The organism is Nitrospirota bacterium (assembly GCA_016214845.1).
In the GTDB taxonomy this organism is placed as follows: Bacteria; Nitrospirota; Thermodesulfovibrionia; order UBA6902; family UBA6902; genus SURF-23.
In genome coordinates, this window is sequence record JACRMS010000028.1 from 136,314 (window position 1) to 144,230 (window position 7,917).

The following is a 7,917-nucleotide window of genomic DNA, read 5'->3' on the forward strand; positions in this document are numbered from 1 at the left end:
CTGATATAATTATTTACCATGGCAATTTTAGATAAATACATTACTGAACCAAAGATCGCATACTTTTCAATGGAGATCGGGCTGATGGACGAGATCCCAACCTACTCGGGCGGCCTCGGCGTTCTTGCCGGCGACACAGTGAAGTCCGCCGCGGATTTGAATCTGCCTTTCGTGCCGGTCACGCTCATCAGCAGAAAGGGATACTTCTACCAGGAGATCGACGCCCAGGGACATCAGATAGAGCACCCCGCAGTATGGGACCCTGAAAAAATGCTGAAAAAGACCTCCGTCAAAGTCAACCTTACGCTTGAAGGCAGGAACGTCGCTATCCAGTCATGGGTGTACATAGTCCAGAGTCCAAGGGGAAGCAGCGTCCCGGTGATCTATCTTGACACCGACCTGCCCGAAAATCATCCGGATGACAGGACGTTGACAGACCACCTCTACGGCGGCGGAGACGATTACAGGCTGAAGCAGGAGGCGATCCTCGGCATCGGCGGGGTGCGGATGCTCCGTAAGCTCGGTTTCAGGATAAAGAAATATCATATGAACGAAGGACATGCAGCTTTCTTGACACTTGAGCTGCTGCATAAATTTAAAAAAGATATTGAGGCCGTCTGGGACGAATCCCAGATATGGGACACTGAATCCGTAAAAGACCTGTGCGTGTTCACCACACACACCCCTGTTGAAGCGGGTCACGACAAATTCTCCTATGAACTTTACAACAAAGTGTTCGGAGACTATTTCCCTGAAAAGATCCTGAAACGGTTGGCCGGGGACAGCAAGATCAACATGACCCTCCTCGGTTTCAACCTGAGCAAGTACGTCAACGGTGTGGCGAAGAAGCACGGTGAAGTGTCTCAATCAATGTTCCCGGGTTATATCATCAATGCAATAACAAACGGCGTGCACTCTTACACATGGACCTGTGAGAGCATGAAAAAGGTCTTTGATAAATATCTCCTCGGCTGGGCCAACGAGCCTGAGATTTTCGTAAGAGTTGGAGCGATCCCAGACGAGGAACTCTGGGCGGCACATATGGAGGCAAAGAAAAAGCTGATCTACTATGTCAACTCACTGTCGGATGCGGGAATGGACCCTGAAACCCTGACAATAGGTTTTGCAAGAAGGGCCACTGCTTACAAAAGGGCGGACCTTTTATTCACCGACATAAAGAGGCTTGAAAAGATCGGAAACGGCAAGATCCAGATTATTTACGCCGGCAAGGCCCATCCGAAAGATACCGTCGGCAAACAGTTGATCGAAAAAATATTCGCCTACAAACAGGAGTTGAAGGGAAAGATCAAGATAGCCTTTATTCAAAATTACAATATGGAAGTTGCATTAAAGCTCGTCTCCGGCGTGGATATCTGGCTGAATACGCCGCTGCGCCCGCTCGAAGCCTCAGGAACAAGCGGGATGAAGGCCGCGCACAACGGAGTAATGAACTTCAGCGTGCTTGACGGCTGGTGGATCGAAGGGCATATAGAGGGTTTTACAGGATGGTCGATCGGCCCTGCCCCGACTGAGATAAGGCCCGACAACAATATGAATAAAATTGACGCCGAAGACCTCTATCACAAACTTGGCGATATAATAATTCCCCTTTACTATAATGACCGCAAGACCTGGATAAGGATGATGCAGAACGCCATCGGCAAGAACGCCTACTATTTCAACAGCCACAGAATGATGCGCCGGTACGTAACCGAAGCGTATATCAGGTAAAAAATATAGAAGCGGATTTTTTATGAATTACAAGAAACTCTTTTCTTTTATCTGCGGTTATCTGCGTTGATCTGTGGCGAAATACTAACTCACTCCGTTAATATACTGAGTATCTCCTGATATCTTTCAGAAGTCTTCTTCAATATATCTTCAGGCAGTTCCGGCCCCGGCGGGGTCTGGTCCCAGTCCAGCGTAAGCAAATAATCCCTGACGATCTGCTTGTCAAAACTGTCCTGGCTTCTGCCGGGTGCGTAGTCCTTTATACCCCAGAAGCGGGAGGAGTCAGGCGTGAGCAGTTCGTCTATGAGGATTACTTCGTTGTTGTAAATGCCGAACTCCATCTTCGTGTCGGCAATGATTATTCCTTTTTTCTCCGCGTAATCCCTCGCCCTCCCGTAAACCTTCAGTGTCAGGGTCTTTAATTTTGAAGCAGTATCACCGCCGATTATTTCTTTAACTTCGTCAAACGAGATATTTATATCATGCCCTGCGTCAGCCTTTGTGCTCGGGGTAAAAATGGGCTGCTCGATCTTTGAAGATTCGCTCATACCGGCAGGGAGTTTTATCCCGCAGACTGTGCCGTCCTTCTGATACGACTTCCAGCCGCTTCCTGAAAGATAGCCCCGGACTATGCACTCAACAGGCACGACCTTTGCCTTTTTTACAAGCAGGCTCCTGCCTTCAAGGATGTCCTTGTACTTCTGAAGGTCCTGGGGGAAGTCTTTCACATCAGTTGCGACAATGTGGTTTTTGACAATGTCCTCCATCATCTTAAACCAGAACACGGAGATTGCGGTGAGGACCTTCCCTTTGCCGGGAATGCCGTTTGGCAGCACAACGTCGAAGGCCGAGACCCTGTCCGTCACCACAAGCAGGAGGTGCTCTCCGAGGTCGTAAATGTCCCTCACCTTCCCGCGCCTGGGGACGCCGATGTCGGGCATCTCTGTTTTTAAAACGATGTCTTTCATAAGAATGAAAAATAATACACTATCAGGGGGATTTTTATCAAAGTAATTCCCATATGCTAAAATATTCCGTTAACAAAAAAATGGACCGCTGAAAGGACAGAAGACTAACGCAGATTTTTTAATAACTAATTGGTTCTCTATTATTTTCAATCTGTGCAATCTGCGAAATCTGCGGACAAACTTATTCTCTGTGTCCTCTGTGGTTAAATTGCATAGGAGGCAATCATGGACATAAAATCATTCGTTCTGAAAAAGGCAAAGGAAGCAAAAGAAGGCGCGCGGGCGATCGCGAAGATCTCGTCCGAGCGGAAGAACGCTGCCCTGATAAAAATGGCTGAAGCCCTGAAAAAGAAGACAAAGGAGCTTCAGAGGGAAAATAAAAAAGACCTTGTTGCCGCTCAGAAGAAAGGGCTGTCAAAGGCAATGATCGACAGGCTCACCCTGACCACTCAGAGAATAGACGATATGGCAAAGGGGTTGATCGAGATCGCCGCCCTGCCCGACCCTGTCGGCGAGATAATCAAAATGTGGAGGCGGCCTAACGGCATGGAGGTCGGCAGGATGCGCGTGCCTATCGGGACCATTGCAATAATCTATGAATCAAGGCCGAACGTGACAGCAGACGCAACAGGATTGTGTTTAAAAGCGGGAAACGCAGTGATACTTCGCGGAGGTTCAGAGGCGATAAATTCCAACCTGGCGATTGTGAATATTTTAAGGGGCGTTTTGAAATCCGGGGGCATTCACGAAGGAGTGGTGACCTTTATCAATATCCCCGACAGGGAAGCGGTGATGGAGATGCTGAAGCTCGAAGGGACCATCGACCTCGTCATTCCTCGCGGCGGTGAAGGGCTTATCAGGGCGGTCACGGAAAATTCGCGCATACCCGTGCTCAAGCATTATAAAGGCGTATGCCACGTGTTTGTTGACCGTGATGCCGATTTTAAAATGGCTGAGGACATTTGCTTTAACGCAAAGGTGCAGCGTCCCGGGACATGCAATGCCATGGAAACCATGCTCGTTGATGGAAAGATCGCAAGGAAATTTCTGCCGGCGGCGATCAAGAGATTCAAAGACGCCGGTGTCTTGCTTAAAGGCTGTCCTGCGACACTTAAAATTGATAAGTCTCTTGAGGCGGCCAAAGAGGAAGACTTCCACGCTGAATATCTCGACAAGATCTTAAACATTAAAATAGTCAAAGACGTGGACGACGCAATGGAGCACATTGCAAAATACAGCTCCGCGCATACGGATTCAATCGTCACAAAAGATTACGGCAAGGCCATGAGATTTCTCCGCGAGGTGGATTCCGCCTCAGTATTTGTGAATGCGTCAACGAGATTGAGCGACGGGTTCCAGTTCGGTCTCGGGGCAGAGATGGGCATCTCAACCGACAAGATACACGCCCGTGGCCCCATGGGACTTGAGGAGCTTACCTGCACAAAATTCATTGTCTTCGGCAGCGGACAGTTGAGGGTGTGATACTTGAGAAGTGCAAAAGAGCAGAAGTGCGGAAGTACAAAAGTAAAAAACAAGCACAACACTTAATGCCTTAGGATATCAAGGCGCAAAGATCACCAGCATGACGGATCTTAAAAAAATCCGTCATGCTTCATACGACTGTAATTAATGTGCGGGCTATTGCATATCTCTCTCCTGTGATCCAGTCAAGGAACTCCACCTGGGCAGGGTAAACTCCTGCTGCCGCGGGTCTTATGATAAGGTCCCAGCGCCGCGCCGAGGTGAGGCTGAAGGGTGTCCCTGAAGGTATGCTGAAGGGGAATGAGTACTTTCCTGAAGGCGGCACGCCAAGGGCGCGGCCGTCCATGGCGATCACGTCCGCATCGATACCAAGGGTGAAGCGCTGAACAGTATATCCCGCGTTGACGACACGAAGAAGAATGGTCTCACCAACTTGCGCGTTGATCGCCACACGGGGGTCGGTTATGGGAGTGGAATCATCTTTACGCACTGCGCCAGTAATCACGAATACAGTCGGCCTGAAATCGTGCAGGATGCCGTCACTGGTGAAGGTGTCTGCATTATTGGGGTCAGCCCCGCAGTGGGACATGAATGCGTTATGCTGCAGGTCATGCCATCTGGGATCTATCTCGTCCGCGGCCCAGAGCGCTTCCACATCGTACTGCATCACATGGTCAGGAGGGTTAAAGGCAGCGACAAAACCTGCGCCCTGCGGAGGGTCTACGATGAGCGGGCCGTACATTCCCAGTTCGACATGAAGTGTCGTATTCTTGTGGCAGTGGTAAAAGTAAGTCCCCGCATGTCTCGGCTGCCACTGATAAGTATAGGCGCCAAGTTCAAAGGAATCCTTTCCCACTCCGTCATTCATCGGCGTCGGCTCGATCCCGTGATGGTGAATTGTATGTCCGGCCTGGCCTCCGTCGACAACAGTGTGGACGATCTGGCCCTGGACCACGCGGATAAGCGGCGCGGGAAACTGCTCAGGCAGACGGTCCGAAGGCGCGTTGTCCGCGATCACCTGCATCTGGACTTTGTCAGTGCCGTCAGGCAGGGGTACCGGAAGATTGAGGTCAAGACCCACCATTAACTTCCTGTAAAATGTTACATCGGGCGTCAGCCTGTCAGGCGTGTCGGGGTTTTCTTTGGGAGGGCAGATGAATTTATTGAACTCCGCTGCTTCCATGGGATCATCGGTATTTATATGCTCACGACTGATTATTTTGATAGCCATCTTATGTTCTCCTCTCTACTGAAATAGCTCTCCGTCCACGTCTCCTGTAAATGTCAGATGCGTCACCAGCCCCAGCGGATAATTGCCTCCGGCAGCGGTTTGAGACATCTCCATATGGCAGTGCATAGGGTAATTGAGCGGCGACTGCGGGACGTCACCGAAGGAAAGCGTCAACTCTTCGGCGGCGTCAAGTCTCAAAAGCTGCCGGGGATTGTCGGGATGCACAGCGGGAATATCAGGCGGCCGCTGAAACGGGATGAGCAGGTCCACCCGGTCGAGCGGAGACACGGTGAACGTATCCAGTGATAATACATTGTCCTGCACCACATTGTTCACCGAAAGCACATAGAAATGATTGGCGTGCAGGTGCGGCGAATGAGTGGCCATGCCGGAATTCACAATGCGTATCAGCTCAGGCTGTCCCACAAGTCCTGACGGAGCGGTATCTTTGTCGTGGGATGAAAAAAAGCCGCTCCTTCCATTGATGGTAAAATAACGGGGCAGAAAATTATTACTGAAAGCTGCAGGGTCTATAGCCCGGCCTTCCTCCGCCATAGCGTTCCAGCTCGGGTCGATGCTGTGCAAGACCCATATCAATATACGTGCGGGGTCCCATGGTTGACCGGGAAACTCATCGGTAGTTCCAAGGTCTGCAAAGAGGCTTGCAACCTTTGCAGTCGGAGAAGTGTAAGGTGTCCCGGTACTCGTCTCCGGAATCACTTCCATCACCCCGTGCAGGCCCAATACCCTGTTCACCGGCGCATTCAGCGGATCAAAGTATAAGTAAGTCCCGGCTGCCGGTGCGACAAAGCTCACGACCTTTGTCTTGCCGGGCCGGATCACCCCGCTGTCCACCACGCCCGGAATAGCAAAGGCGTGGTCCTCGTTCAGCAAGTTGGTCAGGGTGAGGTATACCGTCTCTCCCTCTTCAGCTACCAATACCGGCCCTGGGAACCGGGGCCCGGTCAGCGGGTCTTCAAAAAGCCACATGTAGACAGGCTGGGTATCGACCATCCCGACGAGCGCTTCACTGAAATTCAGCGTGGCATCTAAGCCCCTGTAGCTCGATGACCTCGATGAACACCCTATCAGGGACTTCATTGAAAGAGCAGCAATCCCTACGGCGCTGCACTTGAGAAAATCACGGCGGTCCATCTAATCCTCCCCGGCCATTTAGAAGTTTAGGTCTCAGGTTACGCAGAACTTCCTCTAATGGCCGTTCTTAATAATTTCCCCTACATCTTACTTTTACATACTATTATTTTAACGTTACCATAAATTCATTACTTGTCAAGATTTGCTGCGCAATCCGTGCAGAAGTTCAGAAGTAAGCACAGTTCAACTTCATTTTTGTAGAAAGTTAAGAATTTGCTTGCCCAATGAGCGTAGAATGTTATATACTTTTCACTGACAAGGCTGTTTGAAAGAAGAAAGCTCTTAAACTCAGGTAATTTGTTACTGTTCATGTTGTCCCCTCAATTTGTAAGAATAGTCGGATTTTACGAACTTCGCAAAATCCGTGTAATACTATAAATTACGAACATTCGTTTTTCAAGTTTCATTTTATATTAAACAGATGAAATTCCAAGTGTGCGGTTATTTCAAATAACTTTAAGTAAGAAATAACCACAAACAGCTATTCATAATATTTATAAAGAACTTTTTGACGATAAAGAAGCTCATATTCTTATGGAAAGAACAGCGAGCTCTTTTTTCATTGATCTTAACAAGATTTTACTTGACTATACTCTACTGGAGTTTGCAAAGATTACCGATCCAGCTATAACTAAGGGGCAAGAGAATTTCACGATAGAGAATCTTATCGAAAGCATTGATTGGCCTCAAGGCGTCCAGCAGACCTTAAGCTCATTGAATGATAAAGCGAGGGCCTTTAGAAGTCATATTATAAAGGCAAGGCATAAATTGCTTGCTCACTATGATAAGGATATATTTCTAAATGATACAATTTTAGGAGAATTCCCAGCAGGAGAAGATGAGATATTCCTTAAGATTTTAGAAGAAATTTGTGACATCGTACATACCGCCTGTTTTGGCTCGATCTTTGGAAGTATATCTGTAGCGATGCATGGTGATGTGCAAGATTTAAAGAAAACTCTTGAAAGGGCATTGGCATTTGATAGGTTATTTTCAGAGAGCACTGGCAATGAAAAAGGAAAATTGCTTTCCTATCTGATATCAACAAAAAACAAGACAATATAGGAAGCCATAAAAAAATAAAATTGATAACAAGTCATTGGAGCGAACGAGTGCCACAGGACATTTTTTGAGGTAGCATTGTTATGAGGAGTGCAAATCGGTTTGGAGGCTTGTTGTTATCATTCAGTGGCACTCGTCGCTCAATTCTACTACTTCCCACGTTGTCAAGTATTTTTTTATAAAACATAAAAATATTTTCATTGTTCTTTGTAAGAAACATTATTTTTAAAGCCATACTCTGCCTGTTTTGAGACGCAGGAATCCTGTTGATTCAGGGATGAGGGCTTA

The 7,917-nt window shown here is 48.2% G+C and carries 6 protein-coding genes; 3 read left to right on the forward strand and 3 right to left on the reverse strand.

The features are described from left to right. The first annotated feature begins 18 nt into the window (after positions 1-18). The gene (gene glgP / locus HZB61_09840) at positions 19-1,731 is read left to right on the forward strand and encodes an alpha-glucan family phosphorylase (GenBank protein MBI5056901.1); all 1,713 of its coding nucleotides are present in this window, start codon (positions 19-21) and stop codon (positions 1,729-1,731) included. A gap of 89 nt (positions 1,732-1,820) precedes the next feature. Here glgP and HZB61_09845 read toward each other — a convergent pair whose 3' ends face one another. Beyond that, positions 1,821-2,699: a phosphoribosylaminoimidazolesuccinocarboxamide synthase gene (locus tag HZB61_09845; GenBank protein MBI5056902.1), complete on the reverse strand. Its 879-nt coding sequence runs from the start codon at positions 2,697-2,699 to the stop codon at positions 1,821-1,823. A gap of 225 nt (positions 2,700-2,924) precedes the next feature. On the opposite strand from HZB61_09845, the gene HZB61_09850 reads away from it, so the two are divergent. Continuing rightward, entirely contained in the window at positions 2,925-4,181 is a 1,257-nt protein-coding gene (locus HZB61_09850) for a glutamate-5-semialdehyde dehydrogenase (protein ID MBI5056903.1), read from the forward strand. A gap of 130 nt (positions 4,182-4,311) precedes the next feature. Here HZB61_09850 and HZB61_09855 read toward each other — a convergent pair whose 3' ends face one another. Next, positions 4,312-5,412 (reverse strand): multicopper oxidase domain-containing protein, encoded by a 1,101-nt coding sequence (locus tag HZB61_09855; GenBank protein ID MBI5056904.1) that lies wholly within the window; start codon positions 5,410-5,412, stop codon positions 4,312-4,314. Between the two features lie 15 nt (positions 5,413-5,427). Beyond that, on the reverse strand, positions 5,428-6,567 hold the full coding sequence (locus HZB61_09860) for a multicopper oxidase domain-containing protein (protein ID MBI5056905.1): 1,140 nt from the start codon (positions 6,565-6,567) through the stop codon (positions 5,428-5,430). A gap of 483 nt (positions 6,568-7,050) precedes the next feature. On the opposite strand from HZB61_09860, the gene HZB61_09865 reads away from it, so the two are divergent. After that, positions 7,051-7,632 carry a hypothetical protein gene (locus HZB61_09865; protein MBI5056906.1) on the forward strand — a complete coding sequence of 194 codons (582 nt, stop codon included), beginning with the start codon at positions 7,051-7,053 and terminating at the stop codon, positions 7,630-7,632. The last annotated feature ends 285 nt before the right edge of the window (positions 7,633-7,917 follow it).

Bases quoted from the DNA above. Each gene is read 5' to 3' on its own strand.
- glgP (MBI5056901.1), top strand. From the start codon at position 19: ATGGCAATTTTAGATAAATACATTACTGAACCAAAGATCGCATACTTT.
- HZB61_09845 (MBI5056902.1), bottom strand. From the start codon at position 2,699: ATGAAAGACATCGTTTTAAAAACAGAGATGCCCGACATCGGCGTCCCC.
- HZB61_09850 (MBI5056903.1), top strand. From the start codon at position 2,925: ATGGACATAAAATCATTCGTTCTGAAAAAGGCAAAGGAAGCAAAAGAA.
- HZB61_09855 (MBI5056904.1), bottom strand. From the start codon at position 5,412: ATGGCTATCAAAATAATCAGTCGTGAGCATATAAATACCGATGATCCC.
- HZB61_09860 (MBI5056905.1), bottom strand. From the start codon at position 6,567: ATGGACCGCCGTGATTTTCTCAAGTGCAGCGCCGTAGGGATTGCTGCT.